Annotated in this window: 21 protein-coding genes and 1 riboswitch; of the genes, 12 read left to right on the forward strand and 9 right to left on the reverse strand. The window is 67.8% G+C overall.

What is annotated here, in order from left to right:
* Nucleotides 1–13: 13 nt before the first annotated feature.
* Together secA and AC5P7A_RS07505 are read left to right on the forward strand one after the other, a co-directional pair.
* Nucleotides 14–2,746 carry a preprotein translocase subunit SecA gene (gene secA / locus AC5P7A_RS07500; RefSeq protein ID WP_014645947.1) on the forward strand — a complete coding sequence of 911 codons (2,733 nt, stop codon included), beginning with the start codon at nt 14–16 and terminating at the stop codon, nt 2,744–2,746.
* 102 nt (nt 2,747–2,848) lie between these two features.
* On the forward strand, nt 2,849–3,802 hold the full coding sequence (locus tag AC5P7A_RS07505) for a Nudix family hydrolase (RefSeq protein WP_049406070.1): 954 nt from the start codon (nt 2,849–2,851) through the stop codon (nt 3,800–3,802).
* A 103-nt stretch (nt 3,803–3,905) separates the two neighbouring features.
* On the opposite strand, the gene AC5P7A_RS07510 is transcribed toward AC5P7A_RS07505, so the two are convergent.
* Together AC5P7A_RS07510 and metF are read right to left on the reverse strand one after the other, a co-directional pair.
* Nucleotides 3,906–4,490: a DUF4124 domain-containing protein gene (locus AC5P7A_RS07510; protein WP_046428829.1), complete on the reverse strand. Its 585-nt coding sequence runs from the start codon at nt 4,488–4,490 to the stop codon at nt 3,906–3,908.
* A 40-nt stretch (nt 4,491–4,530) separates the two neighbouring features.
* Entirely contained in the window at nt 4,531–5,358 is an 828-nt protein-coding gene (metF, locus tag AC5P7A_RS07515; RefSeq protein ID WP_014645950.1) for a methylenetetrahydrofolate reductase [NAD(P)H], read from the reverse strand.
* 203 nt (nt 5,359–5,561) lie between these two features.
* Here metF and AC5P7A_RS07520 point away from each other — a divergent pair, with 203 nt between their 5' ends.
* From AC5P7A_RS07520 to AC5P7A_RS07540, 5 genes are all read left to right on the forward strand, one after another.
* Nucleotides 5,562–6,488, forward strand: coding sequence for an alpha/beta fold hydrolase (locus AC5P7A_RS07520; RefSeq protein ID WP_227864285.1), 927 nt, complete (start codon nt 5,562–5,564; stop codon nt 6,486–6,488).
* A 36-nt stretch (nt 6,489–6,524) separates the two neighbouring features.
* Nucleotides 6,525–7,574, forward strand: coding sequence for a sensor histidine kinase (locus AC5P7A_RS07525; RefSeq protein WP_014645952.1), 1,050 nt, complete (start codon nt 6,525–6,527; stop codon nt 7,572–7,574).
* Nucleotides 7,571–8,302, forward strand: a complete 732-nt coding sequence (locus AC5P7A_RS07530) for a LytR/AlgR family response regulator transcription factor (protein ID WP_014645953.1) — start codon at nt 7,571–7,573, stop codon at nt 8,300–8,302. Before AC5P7A_RS07525 ends, AC5P7A_RS07530 begins: the two co-directional genes overlap by 4 nt.
* A 50-nt stretch (nt 8,303–8,352) precedes the next feature.
* Nucleotides 8,353–8,937, forward strand: coding sequence for a DUF3228 family protein (locus AC5P7A_RS07535; RefSeq protein ID WP_014645954.1), 585 nt, complete (start codon nt 8,353–8,355; stop codon nt 8,935–8,937).
* A gap of 101 nt (nt 8,938–9,038) precedes the next feature.
* Nucleotides 9,039–9,674, forward strand: coding sequence for an energy transducer TonB (locus tag AC5P7A_RS07540; RefSeq protein ID WP_227864286.1), 636 nt, complete (start codon nt 9,039–9,041; stop codon nt 9,672–9,674).
* Between the two features lie 70 nt (nt 9,675–9,744).
* On the opposite strand, the gene AC5P7A_RS07545 is transcribed toward AC5P7A_RS07540, so the two are convergent.
* The 5 genes from AC5P7A_RS07545 to ahcY form a co-directional block, all read right to left on the reverse strand.
* Nucleotides 9,745–10,230 carry a hypothetical protein gene (locus tag AC5P7A_RS07545; protein WP_032956702.1) on the reverse strand — a complete coding sequence of 162 codons (486 nt, stop codon included), beginning with the start codon at nt 10,228–10,230 and terminating at the stop codon, nt 9,745–9,747.
* On the reverse strand, nt 10,230–10,703 hold the full coding sequence (ybaK, locus tag AC5P7A_RS07550; RefSeq protein ID WP_053494932.1) for a Cys-tRNA(Pro) deacylase: 474 nt from the start codon (nt 10,701–10,703) through the stop codon (nt 10,230–10,232). Before ybaK ends, AC5P7A_RS07545 begins: the two co-directional genes overlap by 1 nt.
* A 110-nt stretch (nt 10,704–10,813) precedes the next feature.
* Complete coding sequence (locus AC5P7A_RS07555; RefSeq protein WP_495220004.1) at nt 10,814–12,166, reverse strand: peptidoglycan-binding protein; 1,353 nt, start codon at nt 12,164–12,166, stop codon at nt 10,814–10,816.
* 50 nt (nt 12,167–12,216) lie between these two features.
* Entirely contained in the window at nt 12,217–13,005 is a 789-nt protein-coding gene (locus tag AC5P7A_RS07560) for a lysozyme inhibitor LprI family protein (RefSeq protein WP_495220005.1), read from the reverse strand.
* A 258-nt stretch (nt 13,006–13,263) separates the two neighbouring features.
* Nucleotides 13,264–14,709, reverse strand: a complete 1,446-nt coding sequence (ahcY, locus tag AC5P7A_RS07565) for an adenosylhomocysteinase (RefSeq protein WP_014645960.1) — start codon at nt 14,707–14,709, stop codon at nt 13,264–13,266.
* Between the two features lie 36 nt (nt 14,710–14,745).
* A riboswitch (S-adenosyl-L-homocysteine riboswitch) is annotated at nt 14,746–14,829 on the reverse strand.
* A 120-nt stretch (nt 14,830–14,949) separates the two neighbouring features.
* Here ahcY and AC5P7A_RS07570 point away from each other — a divergent pair.
* Together AC5P7A_RS07570 and ppc are read left to right on the forward strand one after the other, a co-directional pair.
* A complete protein-coding gene (locus AC5P7A_RS07570) occupies nt 14,950–17,466 on the forward strand; it encodes a S9 family peptidase (protein ID WP_495220006.1) in 2,517 nt (838 codons plus the stop codon).
* Between the two features lie 237 nt (nt 17,467–17,703).
* Entirely contained in the window at nt 17,704–20,415 is a 2,712-nt protein-coding gene (gene ppc, locus AC5P7A_RS07575) for a phosphoenolpyruvate carboxylase (RefSeq protein ID WP_329857992.1), read from the forward strand.
* A 116-nt stretch (nt 20,416–20,531) separates the two neighbouring features.
* On the opposite strand, the gene AC5P7A_RS07580 is transcribed toward ppc, so the two are convergent.
* Nucleotides 20,532–21,038 (reverse strand): acyl-CoA thioesterase, encoded by a 507-nt coding sequence (locus AC5P7A_RS07580; protein ID WP_010481883.1) that lies wholly within the window; start codon nt 21,036–21,038, stop codon nt 20,532–20,534.
* A gap of 141 nt (nt 21,039–21,179) precedes the next feature.
* Complete coding sequence (gene metK, locus AC5P7A_RS07585; protein ID WP_495220007.1) at nt 21,180–22,391, reverse strand: methionine adenosyltransferase; 1,212 nt, start codon at nt 22,389–22,391, stop codon at nt 21,180–21,182.
* 335 nt (nt 22,392–22,726) lie between these two features.
* Here metK and olsF point away from each other — a divergent pair, with 335 nt between their 5' ends.
* From olsF to AC5P7A_RS07600, 3 genes are all read left to right on the forward strand, one after another.
* Entirely contained in the window at nt 22,727–24,442 is a 1,716-nt protein-coding gene (gene olsF / locus AC5P7A_RS07590; protein WP_014645963.1) for a bifunctional ornithine lipid synthase OlsF, read from the forward strand.
* The gene (locus AC5P7A_RS07595; protein WP_495220008.1) at nt 24,439–25,239 is read left to right on the forward strand and encodes a UDP-2,3-diacylglucosamine diphosphatase; all 801 of its coding nucleotides are present in this window, start codon (nt 24,439–24,441) and stop codon (nt 25,237–25,239) included. Before olsF ends, AC5P7A_RS07595 begins: the two co-directional genes overlap by 4 nt.
* A gap of 119 nt (nt 25,240–25,358) precedes the next feature.
* Nucleotides 25,359–26,426, forward strand: a complete 1,068-nt coding sequence (locus AC5P7A_RS07600) for a metal-dependent hydrolase (RefSeq protein WP_049440175.1) — start codon at nt 25,359–25,361, stop codon at nt 26,424–26,426.
* Nucleotides 26,427–26,469: the final 43 nt, after the last annotated feature.

Raw genomic sequence — 26,469 nt, forward strand, 5'->3', positions numbered from 1 at the left:
CCCGGTTCCTTCAATGATCAACAGCCTGCTTACCCGCGTATTTGGCAGTCGTAACGAACGACAGCTGCGCCAGCTCAACCGCATCGTCGCCAAGATCAATGCGCTGGAGCCGGAGATCGAGAAGCTTTCCGACGAGCAGCTTCAGGCCAAGACGCCGGAGTTCAAGCAGCGCATCGCCGGCGGTGAAGCCCTGGACAAGGTGCTGCCGGAAGCGTTCGCGGTCTGCCGCGAAGCCGGCCGCCGCGTGCTGGGCATGCGCCACTACGACGTGCAGCTGATCGGCGGCATGGTGCTTCACCTGGGCAAGATCGCAGAAATGCGCACCGGTGAAGGCAAGACCCTGGTGGCGACCCTGCCGGTGTACCTCAACGCGCTGGAAGGCAAGGGCGTGCACGTGGTCACCGTGAACGACTACCTGGCTCGCCGCGACGCCGCGCAGATGGGCAAGCTGTACAACTGGCTGGGCCTGAGCGTGGGCGTGGTGTACCCGGGCATGCCGCACAGCGACAAGCGCGAGGCCTACGCGGCCGACATCACCTACGGCACCAACAACGAATTCGGCTTCGACTACCTGCGCGACAACATGGCGCTGTCCAAGGCCGACCGTTACCAGCGCGGCCTGCACTACGCCATCGTCGACGAAGTCGACTCCATCCTGATCGACGAAGCGCGTACCCCGCTGATCATCTCCGGTCCGGCCGATGATTCCCCGGAGCTGTACATCCGCGTCAACCGCGTCGTGCCGCACCTGGTCAAGCAGGAAGCGGAAGACGGCGAAGGCGATTTCTGGGTCGACGAGAAGGGCAAGCAGGTGCACCTGTCCGAAGCGGGCATGGAGCACGCCGAGCAGCTGCTGGTTGAAGCCGGCATCCTCGACGGCGAGACCGAAGGCCTGTACGCGGCGCAGAACCTGACCGTGGTCCACCACCTCAACGCCGCCCTGCGCGCGCACGCGATCTACCAGCGTGACGTGGACTACATCGTGCGCGACGGCGAAGTGGTCATCGTCGATGAGTTCACCGGCCGTACCCTGGCCGGCCGCCGCTGGTCCGACGGCCTGCACCAAGCGGTGGAAGCGAAGGAAGGCGTGCCGGTCCAGCGCGAAAACCAGACGCTGGCGAGCATCACCTTCCAGAACCTGTTCCGCATGTACAAGAAGCTGTCCGGCATGACCGGTACGGCCGACACTGAAGCGTTCGAATTCCAGAGCATCTACGGCCTGGAAGTGGTGGTGATCCCGACCAACCGCCCGACCATCCGCAAGGACAGCCCGGACCAAGTGTTCCTCAACCGCAAGGGCAAGTTCAATGCGGTGCTGGCCGACATCGAAGAGTGCGCCAAGCGCGGCCAGCCGGTGCTGGTGGGTACCACCTCGATCGAAACCTCGGAAATGCTGTCCGAGCACCTGAGCAAGGCCGGCGTGAAGCACGAAGTGCTCAACGCCAAGCAGCATGACCGCGAAGCGACCATCGTCGCCAACGCTGGCCGCCCGGGCGCAGTGACCATCGCCACCAACATGGCCGGCCGCGGTACCGACATCGTGCTGGGCGGTTCGCTGGAAGCCGAGATCCACGCCCTGGGCGAGGACGCGACCGACGAGCAGAAGGCAGCGGTCAAGGCCGAATGGCAGAAGCGCCACGAGGCAGTGAAGGCGGCGGGCGGCCTGCACATCGTCGGCACCGAGCGCCACGAATCGCGTCGTATCGACAACCAGCTGCGCGGCCGTTCGGGCCGCCAGGGTGACCCGGGTTCGTCCCGCTTCTACCTGTCGCTGGAAGACAACCTGATGCGCATCTTCGCCTCCGACTGGGTGCAGAAGGCCATGCGCATGATGGGCATGAAGGAAGACGACGTCATCGAGGACCGCCTGGTCAGCCGGCAGATCGAAAAGGCGCAGCGCAAGGTCGAGGCCCACAACTTCGACATCCGCAAGAACCTGCTGGACTTCGACGACGTCAACAACGACCAGCGCAAGGTGATCTACGCCCAGCGCGACGAGCTGCTGGATGCCGAGTCGGTGAAGGCGAATGTCGATGGCATCCGCGACGACGTGATCTTCGACATCGTGGCGCGCTTCGTGCCGCCGAACTCGATCGACGAGCAGTGGGACCTGCGCGGCCTGGAAGCGACCCTGGAGTCGGACTTCGGCCTGCAGATGTCGCTGACCGACCTGGTCAAGGAACACGAAGAGCTGGACGCTGAGGCCATCGCCACCAAGGTCCAGGAGCGCGTCAACCAGCACTTCGCCGAGAAGGAAGCCGGCCTGGGCGAAGAAACCATGCGCGCGCTGGAGAAGCACGTGATGCTGACCGTGCTGGACCAGAGCTGGAAGGAGCACCTGGCGCGCATGGATTACCTGCGCCAGGGCATCTACCTGCGTGGTTACGCGCAGAAGCAGCCGAAGCAGGAATACAAGAAGGAAGCCTTCGAGCTGTTCTCGGACATGCTGGAGAACGTCAAGCGCGAAGTGGTGACCCTGCTGGCCCGCGTGCGCATCCGCAGCGACGAGGAAGTGCAGGCGCTGGAAGCGGCCGAGCGCCAGCAGGCGCAGGCGCGCCTGAGCCAGTCGCAGTTCCAGCACCAGGATGCCGGCGGTTACAGCGCCGACGAGGAAGCCGCGCAGGTCGAAGCCGCCCAGCAGGGCGTGGCCACGCTGCAGCGCGACGAGCCGAAGATCGGCCGCAATGATCCGTGCCCGTGCGGCAGTGGCAAGAAGTACAAGCACTGCCACGGCCAGCTGAGCTGACCCCGGAAGGCCCCGCGCAAGCGGGGCCTTCTGCTTTGGCGCGGGCGATCCGGCGCGGATTCGTGATTGCGCTGGCCGCCCTGTTCTGGGCATGCTGGCCCCATGGTTTCTCCCACCCGATCGATCCATGTCGTGGCCGCCGTCATCACCGACGCCCGTGGCCGCGTGCTGCTCAACCGCCGTACCGAGAACCGCGACATGGCTGGCCTGTGGGAGTTCCCCGGCGGCAAGCGCGAATCCGGCGAGACCTCCGAACAGGCGCTGGTGCGTGAACTGCGCGAAGAGCTGGGCATCGAGGCCGATGTCGGGCCCTGGCTGATGGATGTGCCGCAGCGCTATCCGGACAAGCACCTGACCCTGGAAGTGCGCCACGTGCGCAGCTGGAAGGGCACACCGCGCGGGCGCGAGGGCCAGGCGATCACCTGGGTGGCGCAGGACAAGCTGGGCCGCTATTCCATGCCGCCGGCCGACCTGCCGGTGGTGGCCGCACTGCGCCAACCGGATCGCTACCTCATCACGCCGGCGCCGGCCGAAGATGCCGGCGGCGTGCAGCACTGGCATGAACGGCTGCAGCAGGCAGTGGCGGCGGGCCAGCAGCGCATCCAGCTGCGCCTGCCGCCGGAGCATCCGCAACGGCAGGCGATGATCGAACAGGCCGTGCGCGCGCATCGTCGCGGCGTGCAGTGGCTGCTCAACCGCGATGTCGCGTTGGCCCGCACACTGGGCGTGGGCGTGCACCTGGGCAGCGAGCAGTTGCTGGCCCTGCAGGAGCGGCCCTTGCCGGAAGGACAGCTGGTCGCCGCGTCCTGCCACGACCTGGAGCAGCTGCAGGCGGCGCAGCAGTTGGGCTGCGACTTCGCGGTGCTCGGCCCGGTGCAGGCCACGGCCAGCCATCCCGGGGCAGTGCCGCTGGGCTGGGAGGCCTTCGCTGCGCTGCGCGCGCAGGTATCGCTGCCGATCTACGCGTTGGGCGGCATGGCCGCCGGCCATATCGCCGAAGCGCGTCGGCATGGCGGGCAGGGCATCGCTGCGATTCGTGGGCTGTGGCCGGCGTGAGCCGGCATGCAGGGTCAGATCCCTGCGCAGCAGGGCTCTGACCCCATCGCGGCAATCCGGGGTCGGAGCCCTTTCCGCTGGGAAGGGATCCGACCCCTCCCGATCACAACGTGATCCAGAAGCATCCGTATTGCCGCCGCAATCCCAGCACCGTGGATGCTCGCGACGCGCTGCCGGGCAGCGTCTGCTCCAGGCGCAGGCCGACCGGATGCCGTGGCGCTGGCGGCTCAGGGTCGGATTCCTGCGCCGCAGGGCTCTGACCCTCTTCCTGCGAGGACGCCAGCCCCTGTGGCGGATACACCGGCACCACGTCCACCAGTGGCCGCCGTGCCAAGGATTCCAACTGGCCGAGGATGCGCTGCGCGCCGGCATCGGAGACCGCACCCCACAGGTACAGCGAGGACAGCCGGTTCACATCGTTGCTGACGATGCCGGTGCGCAGTGCCTCCACCAGCTCGCTCAGGCGTCGTGGGCAGCGCGCACCCAGGGTGTCGCGTGGCAGGGTGCTGCCGGTGGGCGCGGGCGGTGGCAATCGCGACCGGGCGCCAACGCTGTCGCAGGGGCGGTCGGTATACACGCTCTGCCCCTGCGCATCGGTGCAGCGGTTCAAGCGCGGGGACTGCGCATGGACAATGCTCGATACCGAACACAACGACAGCAGCAACAGCAGGAAGGAAAACCGGTTCATCGGCGCAGGGTAGCGCCGATCGCGGTGGCATGGCGTGCTTTCAGCCGTGCAGCAGCTTCAACACCGACGTGGTCGGCTTGGCCAGGTTCAAGGTGTAGAAGTGCAGGCCCGGCGCGCCGCCCTCGATCAGGCGCTGGCACAGTTTGGCCACCACTTCGGTACCGAACGCCCGCACCGATTCGGCGTCATCGCCATAGGCCTGCATCTTGCGGCTGATCCAGCGCGGGATCTCCGCACCGCATTGCTCGGAGAAGCGGCGCAGCTGGCTGAAGTTGGCGATCGGCATGATGCCGGGCGTGATCGGCACCTGCACGCCGAGCCGGCGCACGGCATCGACGAAGTGGAAGTACGCATCCGGGTTGTAGAAATACTGGGTGATCGCCGCGTCGGCGCCGGCATCGATCTTGGCCTTGAAGTGCTTCAGGTCGGCCAGTGCATCGGAGGCCTGTGGATGGGTCTCCGGATAGGCACCGACTTCGATGCGGAAGGCGGTGCCGTGTTCGGCGCGGATGAAGTCGATCAGCTCGGCGGCGTAGCGCATGTCACCGGGGAAGCCCATGCCGGAGGGCAGGTCGCCACGCAGCGCGACCAGGCGATGGCAGCCGATGGCGCGGTACAGCTTGAGCAGTTCGCGGATTTCCTGGCGGGTGCCGCCGACACAGGACAGGTGCGGTGCAGCCTCGAAGCCGTGGTGCTGGTTGAGGTGGCGCACGGTCTCGGAGGTATAGCTCAGGGTCGAGCCACCGGCGCCGAAGGTACAGGACACGTACTCGGGGTCGTAGTCCTTCAGCCTGGCCGCGGCGCGGTCCAGCTGGCTGCGCTGTTCGTCGGTCTTGGGCGGATAGAACTCGAAGCTGATGGCGGTCATGGCACGGGCGGCAGCGGCGGGTGCGGGTCAGTATATCGCTTCATCAAGATGGATGTTAGTTGGCTGCATGGACTGGCACCGTCCGCCGCCGGCGACCGTTTGCCCGGGTCTGCGGCCGTTGCTCCGGAATCGCAACCTGGCTGCCGTAGCCGGGCACACGCTGCTCCCATCCCGGCACCCCCCACCTGATGAAGGAGCACACGATGAAGATCTTCCTGGCACTCTGGTACGCGATGAAGGCCCTGGCCCGGCTGGCGATGATCGGCATGGCGATGGCCGTGCTCGGCTCCGGTTCCGCGCATGCCGCCACCGGCTCGACCGCTGGCAAGGTACAGGTCGAGGTGGTCGGCATGGGGCGACCGCTGCTGATGATCCCCGGCCTCAACAGCAGCGCCGAGGCCTGGCGCGAGACCTGCCTGGCCCTGAAGGACGTGCAGTGCCACCTGGTGCAGTTGCCGGGCTTTGCTGGCGCGGCAGCGGCCGACCCGCGCCCGGCCGGCTTCCTGCCGGCGATGCGCAGGCAGCTGCTGGCCTACCTGCATGACCAGCACCTGGGGCCGGTGGTGGTGGTCGGCCACAGCCTCGGTGGCGTGCTGGGCCTGCAGATGGCGCAGGCCGAGCCGAAGGCGATCAGCGCACTGGTGGTGGTCGATGCCCTGCCGTTCCTGCCGGCGGCGCGCGACCCGAGTGCCACCGCTGACAGCGTGCGGCCGATGGCCGACCAGCTGCGCAAGGGCATGCTGGCCGCCGATGCCGCGCAATGGCAGGCGCAGTTGAAGGCGGGCCTGCCGGGCATGACCCGCGATCCGCGGCGCCAGGCCGAACTGGGCCGCTGGGGCGAAGCCAGCGACCGCCAGACCACGGCCGATGCGATGCATGCGTTGATGACCACCGACCTGCGCGACAGCATCGCTTCGATCACCGCGCCGACGCTGGTGCTCGGCAGCTGGGCCGGCTACCAGCCGATGGGCGGCACCGAGGACGGCACGCGTGCGGTGTTCCAGGCCCAGTACGCGAACCTGCAGGGCGTGCAGATCGCGATGAGCGCGCAGGGTTTCCACTTCCTGATGTGGGATGATCCGCGCTGGTTGCAGGAACAGGTGCAGCGATTCCTCGCCGCGCATCCCTGACCCTTGTCCGCCCTCCTGCCACCGCCGAGAGCCCGCATGGACGCCACCACGCCTTCCCGCCGTTTCTGGACGCTCAATGCACTGGCATGGGCCGGCTATGCGCTGTACGGGCTGTGGGTCGGCATGCGGATCGGTGGCGGCATCGTGTTCAGTGGCATCGTGCTGATCACCGTCAGCGTGGCGGTCTCACTCTGGCTGTGCAGCGGCGCATTGCGTTCGGTTGCACTGCGCCAGCGCTGGTGGGAGGGCAGCCTGGGCAGCCTGGTGCTGAAACTGGCTGCCGGCGTGGTGCTCGGGGCCAGCGTCGCACAGGCGGTAACGGCGGCGCTGCTGCTGCCGGCGCTGGCGCTGGGTTGGGTGCAGCTGCCTGGCGGCCATGCGGATTACCAGTGGTCTTCGGTGCTGCTGTACTGGATGAACACCGCGTTGTTCCTGCTGGTGTGGACCGGTTTGTGGGCGGGCCTGCACGGCCTGCGGCGGGCACGCTACAGCGAGCTGGCACGCCTGCGCGCCGAAGCCGAACGCAGTGCGCTGGAACGTGACGCACTGCGTGCGCGGCTCAATCCGCATTTCATGTTCAATGCGCTGAACAACCTGCGTGCGCTGATCCTGGAAGACCCGGAACGGGCCCGTGACATGGTCACCCGCCTGTCGCGCACGCTGCGCCAGGCGCTCGCCCACAACCGCAGCGAGCAGGTCACGCTGGCCGAGGAACTGGCGGTGGTCGATGATTACCTGGCCATCGAGGCGGTCCATTTCGAACAGCGCCTGCAGGTGCGGCAGCAGATCGATGCCGATGCCACGCAGGCGCAGCTGCCGGCGATGGCGTTGCAGTTGCTGGTGGAGAACGCGATCAAGCACGGTATCGCCAGCCGACCCGGCGGCGGCGAGGTGCAGATCCGCGCCACGCTGGACAATGACGTGCTGCGGTTGCAGGTGGACAATCCACTTCCAACCGGCAGCGAACCCACCCATGGCCATGGCGTCGGCCTGGCCTACCTGCGTGCGCAGCTGGGCATGCGTGGCCGATTCGTGCTGCAACCGGCCGGTGACCGCATGCAGGCCCTGCTGGAGATTCCGCAATGACTGGCATGCTGCGCGTGTTGATCGTCGATGACGCACGGCTGGCCCGGCAGGAGCTGCGCACGCTGCTGTCGGCGCTGCCGTGGGTGCAGTGCGTGGGCGAGGCCGACGACGTGCCCGCCGCACGCGAGGCGATCACCACGCTGGCACCGGACCTGGTGCTGCTGGATGTGCAGATGCCCTCCGGCAGTGGTTTCGACGTGCTGGACGGCCTGGACACGGTGCCGGCCGTGGTCTTCGTCACCGCCTACGACACCTATGCGGTGCGTGCGTTCCAGGCCAACGCGCTGGACTACCTGGTGAAGCCGGTGGAGGCGCCGCGGCTGCTGGAAGCGCTCGAGCGGGCGCGGCAGTGCGAGGCGGTTGCGGCCGACGTGCCGGAATCGCGCGGCACGCTGGGCGCGCACGACCAGGTGTTCGTGCGCGAGGGTGAACGCTGCTGGTTCGTGGCAGTCTCCGAGATCCGTCGGCTGGTGGTGGATGGCAACTACACGCGGCTGTGGTTCCGCGACCAGAACGCACTGCTGACCCGCAGCCTGAGCGCGCTGGAAGCACGTCTGCCGCCGGATCTTTTCTTCCGCGCCAACCGCAACACACTGGTCAACCTGCGCCGTATCCGTGGGGTGTCGCCCAGCATCGGCGACGGCTATGACCTGACGCTGGATGATGGCAGCGAGGTGGAGGTATCGCGGCGGCAGGCACGCGAGCTGCGCGAGCGGATGGCGTTGTAGGTGCTGCCAGCGGTTACCCTGTGCAGCGGATTCCCAGATCACGCCGCGCCATGTCCATCGTCCTCACCGATTTCGCCCGTCCCCGCCTGTTCCCGCGCGTGCCACGCGGCAATACCATCCAGGACTGCACTGCCGAGCAGTTCGAGGCACACCTCAATGCGCACGCGCCGCTGAAGGTGCTCGACGGCTACGCCCCGTTCTGCAAGTTGTTCGTCTACGAGAACTGGACCAGCACGCGCTGCCTGACGGTGCCGGTCACCGAGGCCAACCGCCACCAGCTGCGCAGCGGCTACGAAGCGCGCAACCGCGAGGAACTGCCGGTACTGGTGCGCTGGTTCGAGGGCGTGGAGTCGCCGCGCGCGAACTACCTGGTGGTGATCCTGTACAACGCCGAGCAGCTGGCCAGGGAAGGCTCACCGATCGAAGCCGACTGGGGCATCGTCGGCTGCATCTACACCGCCGAACCGGAAGAAGTGCCGATGGCGCCGATCACCATGATGCGCAATGCGCTGGGCGTGGAGGAGGGCGGTTCCGGCGTGCCATTGGACAAGGAGGCCTACCGGCGCTCGGTGGAGTTCTGGGAGAACAACGCCAACTGGCGGCCGGGGTCGGATCCCCGCATCGCAGGGCTCTGACCCGATCATTCGAGCCCCCGGTCGAAGCCTTTCCCTGAGGAGGGGATCCGATCCCAGGCGCGCGCTATGATCGGGCCAGGCAAACCCAAGGAGGGCGGGGCATGGCGGTCTGGGCAAGGATGATCCTGATGTTGCTGGCGGGCACGCTGCCCGCCACCCCGGTACTGGCCGCGAAGCCCTCTGCCGGGATGGCCTGCGAACCCATGGCACGCCTTCCCGGGCTGCGCGATGCGGGCGTGACCGCGCTGTCGATGCAGCCGCAGGACGGCCGCTGCGTGATTGAAGTGGCGGCGGCCAATGGCAACGCGCTGCGTCGGCAGCAACGAATGCTGGAGGCGCTGGTGCAGCATGCCTGCGCCGCGCCGGCGCACGTGACCGTGAATGAGGTGCAGGTATCCCTGCAGCTGCGCCTGCCGACGTCCTGCGCGGCACGCAGCAACCGGGATCTGTTCGCGGGTGAAGGTATTCCCTGGCTGCCTCCACACGGCGTGTCGCCGCGCTATCCGGTGGAGGCCATGCGGCAGGGGCTGTCCGGCCGCAGCATGCTGAAGGCGTTGGTCGATGCGCGGGGGCGCGTTGCGGCCGTGATCGTGGAGACCTCCAGCGGTCATGCGTTGCTGGATGACGCTGCAGCGGAGGAGCTGCAGGGCTGGCGTTTCAGCCTTGCCGATGCGAAGGGTACGGTGCCGGCGTTGACCCTCGTGCGCATGCCGATGCGGTATGAATTCGTGGAGTGAGCGTCATCCACGCATGGCATGGATCTGGACGTACCGCAGCGGAGCCACGCCGTGCGTGGCTGCATCACTGTCAGAGGCGCTTCCACTCCCACCACGGGTAGTGGTATTCACGCTCGGTGGCGCTCCACGGCTGCGTGCAGGACGTGCACGTCACCCGGTAGCACTCACCCCAGCCATCCTCGGCCTCGCCTCGTCCGAGCAGCAGCACGTGGCCCTGTTCCAGCAGCGGTGCAGGGTTGAAGAACACATAGGAAGGGTAGAGTGCGCACAGGCACCCCTCACGCGCCCGCCAGTAGCGCAGCCGTTCCAGGGCCGCCTTCAGGTGCGCCTGGTTGCTGATCAGCATGCCGCCAAGGGCGATGCCCTCGCAGCTGCGTTCGATCGTATCCACATGTGCGACCAACGCGTCCAACGACGCGGTGCTGAACAGCCGTGCCACCGTGCGTGCGGCATCGGTGATGCGCGTGGCATCGCGCGACAGCAGGTCCTGCAGCAGCACGTCGGCCTGTGCATCGTCGAGCCGGGGTACCGGCGCTGCAGACCACGGCCAGCGCATCAGCGTGACTTGCCGATGGCAGCGTAGTGGCCGGCGGTGAGGCGCAGAAGATCGGCCGGTGCCAGTTCTACCTCGAGGCCACGGCGCCCGGCGCTGACATGCAGCGCGGGCAGCGCTTCGGCACTGGTGTCCAGGAACGTGCGCAGGCGCTTCTTCTGCCCCAGCGGGCTGATGCCACCGACCAGGTAGCCGGTGGCGCGCTGTGCGGCATCGGCGGCGGCCATCTCGCACTTCTTGCAGCCGGCGGCTTCGGCCAGCGCCTTCAGGTCGAGCTGGCCGGCGACCGGCACGATCGCCACCAGCAGTTCGTGTGCTTCCGTGCTGGCCAGCAGGGTCTTGAACACCTGGGCCGGGTCGAGGCCGAGCTTGTCGACGGCTTCGCCGCCATACGATTCGGCGTGGGCGTCGTGCACGTAGCTGCGCACGGTGTGGGCGATCTTCTCGCGCTTGAGCAGGTTGATGGCCGGGGTCATGGGCGCATCCTAGCGCGAGGTAGGGATATTGCCTTGACCGAAACTCGCGCATCAACGCAGGACGGGCCCCCGAAGGCGCCCGTCCCGGCTGTGATCGTCGGCATCCCGCGTCAGCGCGACATCGACTGCTGCGTCTGAATCTGTTCCTGGGTCTGTCGCTGCGACAGTTCGTTGTCCAGCGCCTGGCTATGCCGCGTGCTGTCCTGCAGCGTGTGGTTCGCCGCCTGCGACAGATCGACGTAAGTGCGGTGCATGGCGGGATCGCCAAGCTGGCCCTGCACGGCGAACACGCCCTGGTTGTCCGGCCGCGCCAGCACGGTATCGACCTGGCTCATGCCGGCCAGCTTGGACTCGTAAGCCACCAGGCCTGCGGCGTTCTCGAGCTGGCTGCGGTCATTGAACAGTGGCGCCAGGCCACCCTGGCGGCGTTGTTCTTCCAGCGTTTCCAGCTTTTCCACGACCTGCTGGTAACGCGGGTTGTCGGCGTGGCCGGGGGTGGCCATGGTCGGTTCGGCGGCCTGCTGTTGCTGTTGCGCGATGGCCTTGTCGAGCGCACCCAGGGTGGTGGCACCGACCTTGCCATCGACGGTGAGCTGGTGCTCACGCTGGAACTGCTTGACCGCTTCCAGGGTGCCGGGCCCGAAATCGCCATCGGCTACCAGTGGCTTGCCGTCCTTGCCCAGATAGCCCAGGTCGGCCAGCTTCTGCTGCATCGCTTTTACCTCATCGCCCCTGGCGCCGCTGACCAGTACGCCGTTGCCGCCGGGCGCGCCGGGCGCGCCGGGCGACCCGTGCGAGGGGGCATGGGTGGGGGTGATGCCCAGCTGGGTCATGGCCCGGTCGAAGCGCTCATCGCGGCTGGTCACCGCGGCCGGCGACTGGATGCCGTACTTGGTGGCATCGACGAAGTTCTGCACGTCGCCGCGGGTCGGTGGATTGCCGGCCTGGACCGTACCGCCCTGCAGCTTTTCCGCGTTGCCGGCCAGATAGCTGATGAACTGCGGGCCCATGCCGCCGAACTGGTTGTCATAGTCGGCCATGGCCAGCTGCAGTTCGGGGTTGGCCGCGATGGCATCGGCGGCGGCCGGGTTGGTGGCACGCACCTTGGCGATGGCTTCATCGACGCGCTCGATGGCGCTGTCCAGCTTGTCGTTGGTGAGCTGGTCCATCTTCGCCTGCGGAATGGCCTGCAACTTGGCGTCAAGCGCCGCCAGCTGCCGGGTGCTCAATCCGCCCTGCTGGGACAGCAGTTCGATGTCAGCGGCGGTGAAGCCGTTGTCGCGCAGGAAACGCCTGGCCTGTGGATTGCCGCCGACATCGAACTGCACCAGTCCAAACGAGTAGGTGCTTGCGCCTTTCTGCGCGTATGAGAAGTGGTCCAGGTGGCGGGTGTTGCCGCCCAGCTCCGTGTTGAGGAACAGCGTGGACAGCTGTTCGCGGGTAAGGGTGGAATCCTTTGCCATGGTCATCGTCCTTCAATGTGGGAAAAAGCGCCGGGCGCACCCAGCGGATGTCAGCCGGCGCAGTGCTGCTGCGTAAAGCCGAGCAGCTGGCGGACGGCCTGGGTGCCGTAGGCGGCCGATGCCGGTACGAGGGCGAACTGGCCGACCATCTGGTTGCTGCACAACTGCACGTTGCGCTTGCCGGCGGTGGTTTCCTGGATGCAGTTGGCCGCCAGCACGGCGTTGGGGCCACCGCCCACGTTGGTGGCGGCCGTACAGCCCAGCAGGCGGCCTTCCTGGCCGTTTTCTCCCAGCAGCGTGTTGAAGTTCGCCAACTGGCTGTTGGGGTCGCGCAGCACCAGCAGGTCCACGCACTGCTGCTGGCCGTCGGGCACTTCGCAGGCGTCCTGGTCGACCAGGCCGTCGCGCGTGGCCGAGAGCACCTTGAGGCGATCGGCAAATACCTGTTGCAGGCAGTGCGCGTCACCGCACAGGTCGCGCGTATGCTGGATCCAGCGCTGCTGCTCGGCCTGCAGCTTGGCCTTGCCGGCGGCATCGAGGGTGTCGCGTGCGGAGGCTTCAGCCTTGGCCAGCTCGGCTTCCTGCTGCAACAGGGCGGGGTCGTTGCAGATCAGGGTCTGCACCTGTGATGCCCCCTCGGCGCAGGCAGCGCTGCTGCCCGTGGCCGCTGCCGGGGTGCTGATTGCCTTGCCGTCGGTGCTTGCCTGGCCGGTGTTCGCTGCCGGTGCGCTGGCACCGGCATCGCTGCCAGGCGGGCTGCAGGCGGCCAGCAGGGCCACCCAGCACAGGATCATCAGGGGCTTCATCGCCCGGGTCACTCGGTCATTGTTGCGCGGCATGTCCTGTCCTTTGCTGTCTGCGTCCCGGCGCATGGCCTGCAGTTGGCAGTCCATGGGGGCATAGAGACTAGCAAGCGGCTTCTTAGGGCACTGTGACAGGGCGCGCGGATCTGCTGCGGGGCGACGCAACGCAGAACGGGCGCCCGAAGGCGCCCGTTCTGTCTGCATCTGTTGCCGGGGTCAGCGCCCTTTCCTGCGGAAAGGGATCCGACCCCGCCTGCGCCGGTAGTGCCGGCCGCTGGCCGGCACCGCGCACGATCAGTAGCGGTAGTGGTCCGGCTTGAACGGGCCTTCCACCGGCACGCCGATGTAGTCGGCCTGTTCCTGGCTCAGGGTGGTCAGCTTCACGCCGATCTTTTCCAGGTGCAGGCGAGCCACTTCTTCGTCCAGCTTCTTCGGCAGCAGGTACACCTTCTTCTCGTAGCTGTCCTTGTTCGCCCACAGGTCAATCTGTGCCAGGGTCTGGTTGGCGAAGCTGTTGGACATCACGAAGCTCGGGTGGCCGGTGGCGCAGCCCAGGTTCACCAGGCGGCCTTCGGCCAGCAGGAAGATCGCATTGCCGTTCGGGAAGATGTACTTGTCGACCTGCGGCTTGATGTTGACATGCTTGATGCCGGCGAAGGACACCAGTGCGTCGACCTGGATCTCGTTGTCGAAGTGGCCGATGTTGCAGACAATGGCCTGGTCCTTCATCGCGCTCAGGTGCTCGATGCGGATGATGTCGCGGTTGCCGGTGGTGGTGACGTACAGGTCGGCACGGCCCAGGGTCGATTCGATGGTGTTGACTTCATAGCCTTCCATCGCCGCCTGCAGGGCGCAGATCGGGTCGATCTCGGTGACGATCACGCGCGCGCCGTAGGCACGCAGCGACGCGGCGCAGCCCTTGCCGACATCGCCGTAGCCGCAGACCACGGCTACCTTGCCGGCCAGCATCACGTCCATCGCGCGCTTCAGGCCGTCGGCCAGCGACTCGCGGCAGCCATACAGGTTGTCGAACTTGCTCTTGGTGACCGAGTCGTTGACGTTGATCGCCGGGATCAGCAGGGTGCCGGCCTGGGCCAGCTGGTACAGGCGGTGCACGCCGGTGGTGGTCTCTTCGGAGACGCCCTTCCAGTCCTTGACCACGCGGCCCCAGTAACCCGGGCGCTCCTTGGCAACGCGCTTGAGCAGGTTCTTGATGACCTGTTCTTCGTGCGAGGCGGACGCGGTGTTGACCCAGTCGCTGCCGTTTTCCAGTTCGTAGCCCTTGTGGATCAGCAGGGTCACGTCACCGCCGTCGTCCACCACCAGTTCCGGGCCGGTCAGGGTGCCGTCGGCCAGGGTGAAGGTCAGCGCGTCCAGGGTGCAGTCCCAGTACTCTTCCAGGGTCTCGCCCTTCCAGGCGAACACCGGGGTGCCGGTGGCGGCGATGGCGGCAGCCGCGTGGTCCTGGGTCGAGAAGATGTTGCACGAGGCCCAGCGCACGTCGGCGCCGATGTCCTTCAGGGTCTCGATCAGCACCGCTGTCTGGATGGTCATGTGCAGCGAGCCGGTCACGCGCACGCCCTTCAGCGGCAGCTCGGCCTGGTACTTGCGGCGGATCGACATCAGGCCCGGCATTTCGTGCTCGGCGATGTCCAGTTCCTTGCGGCCCCAGTCGGCCAGCGTGATGTCGCGGATCTTGTAATCACCTTCGGTGGAGAAGGTCTTGGCAACAGCGTTCATTCGTGTGCTCCGGTTGTGGGCGAGCGGGTGCTCGCATCTAGCCGGGCGCCGTTGTTACAAAGCCACCTTACCGAGCCTGGCCGGGCCTCATCGGATCCGGTCGCAGCGCCCCTCGGCAGGGGAGAACCCCCATTATATCGCGGCCCCGGCATGACATCCGGATGACCCAACCATCGGCAGATGGGGGCGCGTGCACGGCCTGTTAAGGTCGGTGCTTTCACGCATCACGCAGGTAGAACGATGAGCATGCACGCGCGCCGTACGCGGCGCTGGACCGGCCTGGTCCTGTCGATGGGACTGCTGGCCGTGGCCCCGCTGGCCTGGGCGCTGGCCCCACAGCCCGCTGCAGCACAGGCGCAGGGTGCCAATGGCTACGAACTGCCCTCGGCGGCGCTGCAGGCGGTGGTCGACGCACCGCGCGCGCCGTCGCTGCACCTGTCGCCTCGCCGCGACATGGCCGCGTTGATGCAGATGCCGTCGCTGCCGTCGATCCGGGTGGTGGCGCAGCCGGAACTGAAGCTGGCCGGCCTGCGCATCAACCCGCGCACGTTCTCCGACAGCCGTTTCAGCTTCGGCGAGAAGCTGTGGCTGATGAACGTGGCCGTTGGCAAGGAACGGCAGATCAGCGGCCTGCCGGCCACGCTGTCGATCGCCAGCCTGATGTGGTCTCCGGATCAGAAGTGGCTCGCTTTCAACCAGGTCGACGCCACCAGCGGCGCCAACGAACTGTGGCTGGTGGACGTGGCCGCCGGCAGCGCCCGCCGCCTGGTTGCCGGCTTGAACACGGTGATCGGCAGCGGTTACCAGTGGCTGCCGGACAGCCGCGGGCTGGTGGTGTTCACCCGCCCGGCCAACCTCGGTGCGGCCCCGGCCACCGACGGCATCCCGACCGGCCCGGCCGTGCAGCAGACCCGCCGGGGCGATGGCGTGGTGTCGATCCGTACCTACCAGGACCTGCTGAAGAACGAGGCTGACGCGCGCCAGTTCGACTACTACGCCACCACACAGCCGGTGGAAGTCAGCCTGGATGGCAGCACCCGCCCGATCGGCGCGGCCGGGATCTTCATGGGCTTCTCCGTGTCGCCGGATGGCCGCTTCGTGCTGCGCCAACCGGTGCAGCGCCCGTATTCCTACGTGGTGCCGGTGAGCAGTTTCCCGCGCCGCATTGAAGTGATCGACCGTGCCAGCGGCAAGCTGGTGCATACCGTCGCCGTGCGTCCGCTGGTGGAAGGCCTGCCGACCGGCAACGACGCCGAAGTGACCGGCGTGCGTGACATCGGCTGGCGTGGTGATGCCGACGCGACCCTGGTCTGGGCCGAAGCGCAGGATGGTGGCGACCCGAACAGGGATGCCAAGGTGCGCGATGCGGTGCTGATGCAGGCCGCGCCGTTCGACACACCGCCGGTGACGCTGGCCCAGCTGGGCAGCCGCCTGGCCGGTATCAGCTGGGGCCGTGGCGACCTGGCCCTGCTGACCGAATCGTGGTGGAAGACCCGCAGGACCAAGACCTGGCTGATCGCCCCGGACAATGCCAGCGCCGAACCGCGCCTGCTGTGGGATCGCGATGCGCAGGACCGCTACGCCGATCCGGGCCGGCCGCTGCGGGCCAGCGACGAGCGCGGCCGTTCGCTGCTGCAGACCAGCGCCGATGGCGGCAGCCTGTACCTGGCCGGCGCCGGTGCTTCGCCGGAAGGCGACCGTCCGTTCGTGGACCGCTTCGACATCGCCACGGGCAAGGCAACGCGCCTGTTCCACTCGCAGGCACCGAGCTATGCGCTGCCGGTGGCATTGCTGGACAAGCAGGGCAGTTCGCTGCTGCTGAGCCGCGAGAGCCCGGACGAGCCGGCCAACTTCTACGTGCAGTCGCTGGTCGATGCTGGGAGCGCACCGCGCGCGCTGACCCATTTCGCGCATCCGCTGCCGCAGCTGAAGGGTGTGCAGAAGGAGCAGATCCGCTACAAGCGCAAGGACGGCGTCGACCTGACCGCGACCCTGCTGCTGCCGCCGGGATACGACCCGAAGCGCGACGGCCCGCGCCCGCTGCTGATGTGGGCCTACCCGGGCGAGTTCAAGAGCGCGGCCGCGGCCAGCCAGGTGACCGATTCGCCGTATCGCTTCAATGCGGTCAGCTACTGGGGTCCGCAGGCGTTCCTGGCCAAGGGTTACGTGGTGCTGGCCAGCCCGTCGATGCCGATCATCGGCGAGGGCGACAAGGAGCCGAACGACACCTACATCGAACAGCTGGTGGCCAATGCGGAGGCGGCCGTGGATGAAGTGGTGCGGCGTGGCGTGACCGACCGCGATCACATCGCCATTGGTGGCCATTCGTACGGTGCGTTCATGACGGCCAACCTGCTGGCACACACCCGCCTGTTCAAGGCGGGCATTGCGCGCAGCGGCGCCTACAACCGCACGCTCACGCCGTTCGGCTTCCAGGCCGAGGAGCGCAACTACTGGCAGGCGCAGGACGTCTACCAGAAGATGGCGCCGTTCAATTACGCCGACAGGATCAAGGATCCGATCCTGTTCATCCACGGCGTGGACGACAACAACTCCGGCACGTTCCCGATCCAGAGCGAGCGCATGTTCGCGGCGGTGAAGGGCCTGGGTGGCACCGCGCGGCTGGTGATGCTGCCCAACGAATCGCATGCCTACCGCGCACGCGAATCGATCATGACCATGCTGGCCGAGAGCGAGCGCTGGCTGGAGCAGACCATCGGCCCGGCCGAGCAGGGCACGGCGAAGAAGAAGCGCTGATACGTGCATGAGGGTGGCCGCTGCAACAGCGGCCGCCTGTGCGGCTGCGCCGCCGCCCGAGCATGGGCTCGGGCGCTACACGGTGTCACGCGCCATGACGCTTGTAGAGCCGAGCCCATGCTCGGCTGCGTCCGCCATGGATACGTGCAGATGAAACCATTCTTGCATCGCAGCACGACGCCCGATCTGGGATAGGCTTGGGGTCTGGATCTGTTGACCGAGGCCTGTGCGTCGCCGATGAACGAGTACCGCAGCAGCATCGAGTTTGCTTCCCCCGATCTTCCGCTTCGCGATGACGTGCGCCGGCTCGGCGCACTGGTCGGTGACCTGCTGGTCGAACAGGTTTCGGCCGCTTTTCTCGACGATGTCGAGGACGTGCGCACCCGCGCCATTGCCCGCCGCGAGAACCAGGCGCCCCTGTCGGAGCTGGCCGAAGGGCTGGCCGGGCGCACGCCGCAGCAGGCCGAGACCATGGTGCGGGCCTTCAGCACCTACTTCCAGGTGGTCAACATCGCCGAGCGCGTGCATCGCATCCGCCGCCGCCGTGATTACCAGCGTGCCGGTACCGCCGGGGCGCAGCCCGACGGCCTGCAGGATGCGCTGCAGCATCTGAAGGCGCAGGGCGTGGGCCTGGATGAGCTGGCGCAGTGGCTGCCGCGCATCGACATCGAACCGGTGTTCACCGCGCACCCGACCGAAGCGGTGCGCCGCGCGCTGCTGGAGAAAGAGCAGCTGATGGTGGCCAGCCTGGTCGACAACCTCGACGGCCAGCGCACGCCGGGGGAAGCGGCCGCCGATGCTGCGCGCTTCCGCATGGCGCTGACCGCTTCGTGGCAGACCACCGATTCCTCGCCGGTGCGGCCTACCGTCGATGACGAGCGCGAGCACGTCGGCTTCTATCTGGTGCAGGTGCTGTACCGGGTGATCCCGGTGCTGTACGAATCGCTGCAGCAGGCGCTGCGCGATACCTACGGCGAAGAACTGCCGCTGCCGCGCCTGCTGCGCTTCGGTACGTGGGTGGGCGGCGACATGGACGGCAACCCGAACGTGGATGCCCACACCATCCGCACTACGCTGGACGCGCAGCGGCAGGCCGTGCTGGGTCGCTACCAGAAGGAACTGCTGCAGCTGGCCAGCCTGCTCAGCCAGTCCACCGAGCGGGTGGGCGTGAGCGAGGCGCTGCAGGCGCGCGTGGCGCACTACCAGCAGCTGCTGCCGCAGGTGCAGTCGCGCCCGCGCCATGCCGACATGCCGTACCGCCTGCTCAACGACCGCATGCGCGCACGCCTGCAGGCAACGCTGGACGATGGCGAGGGCGCCTACGCCGGCCCGGACGAACTGATCGACGACCTGCAGCTGATCCTCGACAGCCTGCGCGCCAACCGCGGCGAACATGCCGGTGGCTTCGCCGTGCAGCGCCTGCTGTGGCGGGTGAAGACCTTCGGCTTCCACCTGGCGCGGTTGGACGTGCGCCAGGAATCGAGCGTGCACGCGCGCGCGCTGGCCACGGTGCTGGGCGGCGACGCAGCGTGGGACGGTCTGGATGCCTTGGGCCGCGCACGCCTGCTGGCGCCGCATGCCAGTGGTGACGCGCCGTTGCCGAAGGGCGACGACGAAGGCAACCGGCGACTGGACGCCGTGTTCGCCGCGCTGGCCGATGCCCGTGCGCGGCATGGTGGCGATGCACTGGGCAGCTACATCATCTCGATGGCACATGACCGCAGCGACGTGCTGGCGGTGCTGGCGCTGGCGCGCCGTGGCGGCCTGGTGGAAGAGAACGGATCAGTACCGCTGGATATCGCGCCGCTGTTCGAGACGGTGGAGGACCTCAAGCGCGGCACCGCGACCCTGCGTGATCTGCTGGCCGACCCGATCTATCGCGCGCACCTGCAAGCGCGCGATGACGTGCAGATGGTGATGCTGGGCTATTCGGACAGCAGCAAGGACGGTGGCATCGCCGCATCGCGCTGGGGCCTGCAGCGTGCACAGGTGGAGCTGCTGGAGGTGGCGGCCGAGGCCGGCATCCGCCTGACCTTCTTCCATGGCCGTGGCGGCTCGATCAGCCGCGGTGGCGGCAAGACCACGCACGCGGTGGACGCATCGCCGCGCGGCAGCATCGATGGCCGCCTGCGGGTGACCGAGCAGGGCGAGGTGATCCATCGCAAGTACGGCATCCGTGCGCTGGCCCTGCGCTCGCTGGAGCAGGCCACCGGTGCGGTGCTGCGTGCCAGCCTGCGCCCGCGTGCCGCCGAGCCGCGCGAGGATGAGTGGCGACCGGTGATGGACGCGGTGGCATCGGCCAGCAGCGAGGTGTATCGCGCGTTCGTTGGCCAGGCCGGTTTCATGGACTACTTCCGCACCGCCACGCCGATCGACGTGATCGAACGCATGACGCTGGGCTCGCGGCCATCGCGCCGGCTCGGCCAGGACGCCGCGCTGGGCAACCTGCGTGCGATTCCCTGGGTGTTCGCCTGGAGCCAGGCGCGCGCGGTGATTCCCGGTTGGTACGGCGTGGGCAGTGGCCTGCAGGCGGCGGTTGCTGCCGGCCACGAACAGACCCTGCGCGAGATGGCGCGGGACTGGCCGTTCTTCCGCACCTTCCTGGACGACATCGCGATGGTGCTGTCCAAGGGCGATATCACCATCGCCGAGCAGTTTTCGCTGTTGTCGGGTGAACGGCACGGGCACTTCTTCCCGCAGGTGCAGCGCGAACTGGAACTCACCCGGCACTGGCTGCTGGCGCTGATGGACCAGCGGACGCTGCTCGACCACGATGCGCGGCTGGCGCTGTCGATCCGCCTGCGCAATCCCTACGTCGATCCGATCAGCGTGCTGCAGGTGGACCTGTTGCAGCGCTGGCGGGCCAGCGGGCGCGAGGATGACGGGTTGCTGCGCGCGCTGGTGGCCTGCGTGAACGGTGTTGCGCAGGGCGTGCAGAACACCGGTTGATCCGCATCCGCCGGGCATGGCCCGGCGAATTCGCAATGGTAGTGCCGGCCGTTGGCCGGCAACCTCATGATGTCCGGCAGCGCGCGCGAGGTTGCCGGCCAGCGGCCGGCACTACCTCATTCCTCCGGTGACGGCGGATTCGATGCCAGCAGTTCCAGATGGCGCTGTTCCATTTCCTGGCGCAGCTGGCGGCGGATCTGCGCGGCGGCCTGGCGGCGCTTCTCGTCGGACGTCGCCGGCTGCAGGGGCGGGACGGGCGTCGGCCGGCCTTCCTCATCCACGGCCACCATGGTGAAGAAGCAGCTGTTGGCGTGGCGCACGCTGCGCTTGAGGATGTCCTCGGCCACCACCTTGATGCCGATCTCCATCGACGAGGTGCCGGTATGGTTCACCGAGGCCAGGAAGGTGACCAGCTCGCCCACCGCGATCGGCTGGCGGAACATCACCTGGTCCACCGACAGGGTGACCACGTAGCTGCCGGCGTAACGGCTGGCGCAGGCGTAGGCAACCTGGTCGAGCAAGCGCAGGATGGCGCCGCCGTGGACCTTGCCGGAGAAATTGGCCATCTCCGGCGACATCAGCACGGTCATGGACAGCTGGTGGGTTTTCAGTTCGGTCGACATGCGGCGATTGTATCGGCAACCGGGTAGTGCCGGCCGCTGGCCGGCAATCACGCGATTGTTTCCCGAAGGCCATGAAAAAGCCGGCCAGCGGCCGGCTCTACCAGAAAGCAGAAGGGCCGCGTGAGCGGCCCTTCGTGTTTCTTACTTCAGCTTCGCATCGGCGCGCAGGGCGGCGGCGCGGTCGGTCTTCTCCCAGGAGAAGGCCGTGGCGTTGACGGTCTCGCCTTCGCCGTTGAGGTAGCTGAACTCCTTCGGCTTGCGGCCGAAGTGGCCGTAGGCCGCGGTCTGCTGGTACATCGGGTGCACCAGGTCCAGCATCTTGATGATGCCGTACGGGCGCAGGTCGAAGTGCTTGCGGATCAGCTTCTCGATCTTGTCGTCGCTGATCTTGCCGGTGCCGAAGGTGGTGACCGAGATCGAGGTCGGCTCAGCCACGCCGATGGCGTAGGAGACCTGCACTTCGCAACGGTCGGCCAGGCCGGCGGCCACCACGTTCTTGGCGACGTAGCGGGCCGCGTAGGCTGCCGAACGGTCGACCTTGGACGGGTCCTTGCCGGAGAAGGCACCACCACCGTGACGGGCCCAGCCGCCGTAGGTGTCGACGATGATCTTGCGGCCGGTCAGGCCGCAGTCGCCCACCGGGCCACCGATCTCGAACTTGCCGGTCGGGTTGATGTGGAACTTGGTGCCCTTGTGCAGCCACCTGGCCGGCAGCACCGGCTTGATGATCTCTTCGCGGACGGCCTCGATGAGGTCCTTCTGCTTGATGCCGGGGGCGTGCTGGGTCGACAGGACCACGGCGTCGATGGCCGAGACCACGCCGTTTTCATAGCGCAGGGTGACCTGGCTCTTGGCGTCCGGACGCAGCCACGACAGCGGCGAGTTCTTCTTCTTGCGGATCTTGGCCTGCTGCTCGACCAGGCGGTGCGACAGGTGGATCGCGGCCGGCATGTAGCTGTCGGTCTCGTTGGTGGCATAGCCGAACATCAGGCCCTGGTCGCCAGCGCCCATTTCTTCCGGCTTCTTGCGATCCACGCCCTGGGCGATGTGCGGCGACTGCTTGCCGATCAGGTTCAGCACGCCGCAGGTGGCGCCGTCGAAACCGACGTCGGAGCTGTCGTAGCCGATGTCCGTGATGACCTTGCGGGTCAGCGCTTCCAGGTCGATCCAGGCGCTGGTGGTGATTTCACCGGCCACGATGGCAACGCCGGTCTTGACCATGGTCTCGCAGGCCACGCGGGCGCGCTGGTCCTGGGTCAGGATCGCGTCCAGCACCGCATCGGAGATCTGGTCGGCAACCTTGTCCGGATGGCCTTCGGAGACCGACTCGGAGGTGAAGAGATAGCTGGACATCAGGCGTAATATCCCTTGATTCGGATGGAAAGATGGGCGCGCATGATACACGGGGTGCGCCGCCTGTGCATTGTGAACCTGTGCCGGTTGCCGGTGGTTAAGCCCGCGTAGGCCTGGAGGGGCCGTCCCTTGGGGATTGGGGCCCAGCCTTGAGGCCCAGTGTTCCACCAGCGTGACAACAGACGGGACGGCTGCCGGCCCCGACCGCGCAGGCGGCGACCTCGCCGCGAAGGCGGGCCGGCCGTCATCGTTCTGCCCCGAAACCGCCATCTGGCTGCCGCCTGCCGGGCGCAGGCTGTCGGCCAATCCGGCCGCCGGGCATCAGTGGATCCGCCATGCAGGAACTCGAACAGCGTCTCCAGCAACGTTTCCCCGATTGGTTCCATGGCCGTCGCGGCCAACTGGCGCGGCCGCTGCTGCGCAGCGTCGGGCGCTGGTCGCGCCTGGACCAGATCGAAGCCTTCCTGCAGCGCAGCTCAGGACTGCGCGGCTTCGGTTTCGTCGCCGCCGGCCTGGAATTCATCGGCGGCCAGTACCAGGTGGATCCGGCCGCGCTGGCCAGGATCCCGGCCACCGGCCGCCTGCTGATCGTCGCCAACCACCCCTCCGGGGCACTGGATGCCCTCGCACTGCTGGACGCGGTTGGCCGTATCCGCCGCGACGTGCGGATCGTGGCCAACGATCTGCTGGGGGCGATCGCGCCGCTGCAGGACCTGCTGCTGCCGGTGCGCATCCTCGGTGGCAAGGCCCGGCGCGGCAGCCTGCATGCGGTGGAGGAAGCATTGGCCGCCGAGCAGTGCGTGATCGTGTTCCCGGCCGGCGAGGTCTCGCGCCTGTCGCTGCGCGGCATCCGCGATGGCCGTTGGCAGCGCGGGTTCGTCCGCTTTGCCCGCGCGGCCGCTGCGCCGGTGCTGCCGGTGCGGGTGGAAGCGCGCAACTCGGCGCTGTTCTACGGCGCCTCGACCCTGTTCAAGCCGGCCGGCACCGCGCTGCTGGCGCGCGAAATGTTCGCCCGTCGTGGCCGCCCGCTGCGGCTGAGCATCGGCGAGCCGATGCAGCTGGGCAAGGGCGGTGACCCGGGCGCACAGCTGCTGGCGGTGCGCCGCGCGCTGTACGCGCTGGGCCGCAACGGCGCGGCCGGCAATGCCGCTGCGTGCGCAGGCCCCGAGCCATTGGCGTCTCCGGTGCCGCCTTCGCAGGTCGCCGCCGGCATTGCTGCGGCCACCCAGCTGGGCCAGACCGCCGATGGCAAGCAGATCCTGTTGGCGACCTGTACCGCCGATTCACCGCTGCTGCTGGAACTGGGCCGCCTGCGCGAGCTGACCTTCCGCCAGGTGGGCGAGGGCACCGGGCGCAGCCGCGACCTGGACGCCTACGATCCGCAGTACGAGCACATCGTGATCTGGGACGCGGCGGCGCAGCGCATTGCCGGTGCCTACCGCATCATGCGCGGCGCCCAGGCCCTGGCCCGGCACGGCCTGTCCGGGCTCTACAGCGCGTCGCTGTTCCGCTATTCCGACGATGCCATCACCCACATTGCCGAGGGCCTGGAGCTGGGCCGCAGCTTCGTGGTGCCCGATTACTGGGGCAGCCGCAGCCTGGACTACCTGTGGCAGGGCATCGGCGCCTACCTGCAGTGCCGGCCGGGCATCCGCTACCTGTTCGGCGCGGTCTCGATCAGCGCAGCGCTGCCGCGCGATGCGCGCGAGCAGCTGGTGGCCTACTACCAGCGCTACTACGGCGGAACCGCCGGGCTGGCCGAATCGAACCGCCCCTTCCAGTACTTCGCCGCACCGCCAAGTTTCGGCGAGCTGGATGCGGGTGCCGCGTTCGATGTGCTCAAGGCCAACCTGGCCGCACTGGGTACCGGCGTGCCGACGCTGTACCGCCAGTACACCGATCTGTGCGAACCCGGCGGCGCGCGCTTCCTCGCCTTCGGCGTGGACCCGGACTTCAGCGATTCGATCGACGGCCTGATCGAAGTGGACCTGTGCGCGATCCGGCCGAACAAGCGCAAACGCTACCTGCGCGACGCGGGTGCGCCGGCATGAGCACGCTGGCGAACCTGTCGCCGCACCGGCGCGCAGTGTTCGTCTCCGACGTGCACCTGGGCTCACGTCATTGCCACGCCACCGAACTGGCGCGGTTCCTCTCGCAGCTGCGCTGCGAGCGGTTGTACCTGGTCGGCGACATCATCGACCTGTGGTGGATGGCGCATCGCCGCGCCAACTGGCGGCAGTCGCACAGCGAAGTCATCCAGGCCCTGCACGCGCTGCGCCGTGCAGGGACCGAGATCATCTACATTCCCGGCAACCACGATGCCTCGCTGCGCCAGGTGTGCGGGCTGATGTTGCCGGCCATGCAGGTGCGCCGCCGTGCCATCCACGTGACCGCCGATGGCCGCCGGCTGCTGGTCGCGCATGGCGACGACTACGACGGCGTGACCCATTTCGGTGGCCTGCAGGAAAAGTTCGGCGACTGGCTGTACTACCGCATCCTGACCGGCAACCAGGCGCTGAACGCGGTACGGCGCCGGCTTGGCATGCGCTACTGGTCGCTGTCGGAGTTCCTGAAGAAGCGCAGCGGGGCCGCCGAACGCTACATCGAGCGCTTCGTGCAGGCCGGGCTGGACGACGTGCGCCGGCGCGGCCTGGATGGCATCGTCTGCGGCCACATCCACCGCGCGGCGCTGGTCGAACGCGATGGCCTGGTCTACGCCAACGACGGCGACTGGGTGGAGAGCCTGACCGCACTGGCCGAGGACCATGATGGTGCGCTGCGCCTGCTCGACCACAACGGCCAGACCCTGGTGGAACTGTCAGGCGCGCGGTTGTCGCAGGCGGCGTAACGCGCGTCTGTCCTACTGTAGAGCCGAGCCCATGCTCGGCTGACGTGGCGCAGAACGAAGCGCAGCCGAGCATGGGCTCGGCTCTACATGCACCACCCGCAAGCCGCTAGCATCGGCCCATGGACTCCCTGACCCAGATCGTGCTCGGTGGCGCCGTCGCCGCTGCCATCGCCCCGCCCGGACATCGCCGTGCGGCCCTGCTCGCTGGTGCCGCGCTTGGCACCCTGCCGGACCTCGACGCGCTGTGGCTCGGTTTCACCGCAGCCGATCCGGTGGCGAACATGATCGAGCACCGCAGTTTCAGTCATTCGCTGCTGGTACTGCCATGGGTGGCGGCATTGATCTGGTGGCTGTTCAAGCGCTTCGGCAATGGCCGCGTCGCGCAGTCACCGCTGCGCTGGTTCTGGGCGATCCAGCTGGCGCTGGTCACCCATCCGGTGCTGGATGCGTTCACCGTGTATGGCACCCAGTTGTGGTGGCCGCTGCGCCCGCATCCGACCATGGGATCCAGTGTCTTCATCATCGACCCGGGGTATACGGTGTGGCTTCTGCTGGGCTGCGTGCTGGCCTGGTTCGGCCGCGCCCGGCCCTGGGCGGGCAGGGTGCTGGGCGTGGCCCTGCTGCTCAGCAGTGGCTACCTGGGCTGGGGCCTGATCGCCAAGTCACAGGTCGACCGTGCCGCACAGCAGAGCCTGGCCGCGATGGGCCTGGGCGATGCGCCGCGCTTCTCGGTACCGATGCCGTTCAACACCCTGCTGTGGCGGGTGGTGGCGATGACGCCCAATGGCTACGTGGTGGGTGACCGCTCGCTGGTGGCCGACCACGGGCCGATGCGGTTCGAAGGCCATGCGTCCAACGTACAGGCCTTGCGCGAAGCGCAGGCCATCCCGGCGGTGCAGCAGCTGACGTGGTTCAACCGCGGTTTCATGCGTGCGCAGGTGGTTGACGGCCGGTTGGTGCTGAGTGACCTGCGCATGGGGCTGGAGCCGGACTACACCTTCAACTTCGTCGTGGCCGGGCAGGCCGACGGGCAGTGGCGGGCGATCGTTCCCAAGCAGGTGCGGGTGGACTACAGCAGTCCCGCCGCGCGTGCCGACGCCGGTCGCCGCCTGGCGGCGATGTGGCAGCGGATCTGGCAGGAGCCGGCGGCGGCGCCGGGCGCGGCCGACCACACCGCCGTGCATTGATCACTGGATCCACGCATGGCGTGGCTCTACGGCCCCGATCGGC

This window comes from Stenotrophomonas sp. YJH_SMC_65 (assembly GCF_059369475.1).

Bases quoted from the DNA above. Each gene is read 5' to 3' on its own strand.
- AC5P7A_RS07535 (WP_014645954.1), top strand. From the start codon at position 8,353: ATGTCCATCGTCCTCACCGATTTCGCCCGTCCCCGCCTGTTCCCGCGC.
- AC5P7A_RS07595 (WP_495220008.1), top strand. From the start codon at position 24,439: ATGAGCACGCTGGCGAACCTGTCGCCGCACCGGCGCGCAGTGTTCGTC.
- AC5P7A_RS07580 (WP_010481883.1), bottom strand. From the start codon at position 21,038: ATGTCGACCGAACTGAAAACCCACCAGCTGTCCATGACCGTGCTGATG.
- AC5P7A_RS07545 (WP_032956702.1), bottom strand. From the start codon at position 10,230: ATGCGCTGGCCGTGGTCTGCAGCGCCGGTACCCCGGCTCGACGATGCA.
- AC5P7A_RS07510 (WP_046428829.1), bottom strand. From the start codon at position 4,490: ATGAACCGGTTTTCCTTCCTGCTGTTGCTGCTGTCGTTGTGTTCGGTA.
- AC5P7A_RS07560 (WP_495220005.1), bottom strand. From the start codon at position 13,005: ATGCCGCGCAACAATGACCGAGTGACCCGGGCGATGAAGCCCCTGATG.
- AC5P7A_RS07525 (WP_014645952.1), top strand. From the start codon at position 6,525: ATGGACGCCACCACGCCTTCCCGCCGTTTCTGGACGCTCAATGCACTG.
- AC5P7A_RS07555 (WP_495220004.1), bottom strand. From the start codon at position 12,166: ATGGCAAAGGATTCCACCCTTACCCGCGAACAGCTGTCCACGCTGTTC.
- AC5P7A_RS07520 (WP_227864285.1), top strand. From the start codon at position 5,562: ATGAAGATCTTCCTGGCACTCTGGTACGCGATGAAGGCCCTGGCCCGG.
- metK (WP_495220007.1), bottom strand. From the start codon at position 22,391: ATGTCCAGCTATCTCTTCACCTCCGAGTCGGTCTCCGAAGGCCATCCG.
- ybaK (WP_053494932.1), bottom strand. From the start codon at position 10,703: ATGACCCCGGCCATCAACCTGCTCAAGCGCGAGAAGATCGCCCACACC.
- ppc (WP_329857992.1), top strand. From the start codon at position 17,704: ATGAACGAGTACCGCAGCAGCATCGAGTTTGCTTCCCCCGATCTTCCG.
- secA (WP_014645947.1), top strand. From the start codon at position 14: ATGATCAACAGCCTGCTTACCCGCGTATTTGGCAGTCGTAACGAACGA.
- AC5P7A_RS07530 (WP_014645953.1), top strand. From the start codon at position 7,571: ATGACTGGCATGCTGCGCGTGTTGATCGTCGATGACGCACGGCTGGCC.
- metF (WP_014645950.1), bottom strand. From the start codon at position 5,358: ATGACCGCCATCAGCTTCGAGTTCTATCCGCCCAAGACCGACGAACAG.
- olsF (WP_014645963.1), top strand. From the start codon at position 22,727: ATGCAGGAACTCGAACAGCGTCTCCAGCAACGTTTCCCCGATTGGTTC.
- AC5P7A_RS07540 (WP_227864286.1), top strand. From the start codon at position 9,039: ATGGCGGTCTGGGCAAGGATGATCCTGATGTTGCTGGCGGGCACGCTG.
- AC5P7A_RS07570 (WP_495220006.1), top strand. From the start codon at position 14,950: ATGAGCATGCACGCGCGCCGTACGCGGCGCTGGACCGGCCTGGTCCTG.
- ahcY (WP_014645960.1), bottom strand. From the start codon at position 14,709: ATGAACGCTGTTGCCAAGACCTTCTCCACCGAAGGTGATTACAAGATC.
- AC5P7A_RS07600 (WP_049440175.1), top strand. From the start codon at position 25,359: ATGGACTCCCTGACCCAGATCGTGCTCGGTGGCGCCGTCGCCGCTGCC.
- AC5P7A_RS07505 (WP_049406070.1), top strand. From the start codon at position 2,849: ATGGTTTCTCCCACCCGATCGATCCATGTCGTGGCCGCCGTCATCACC.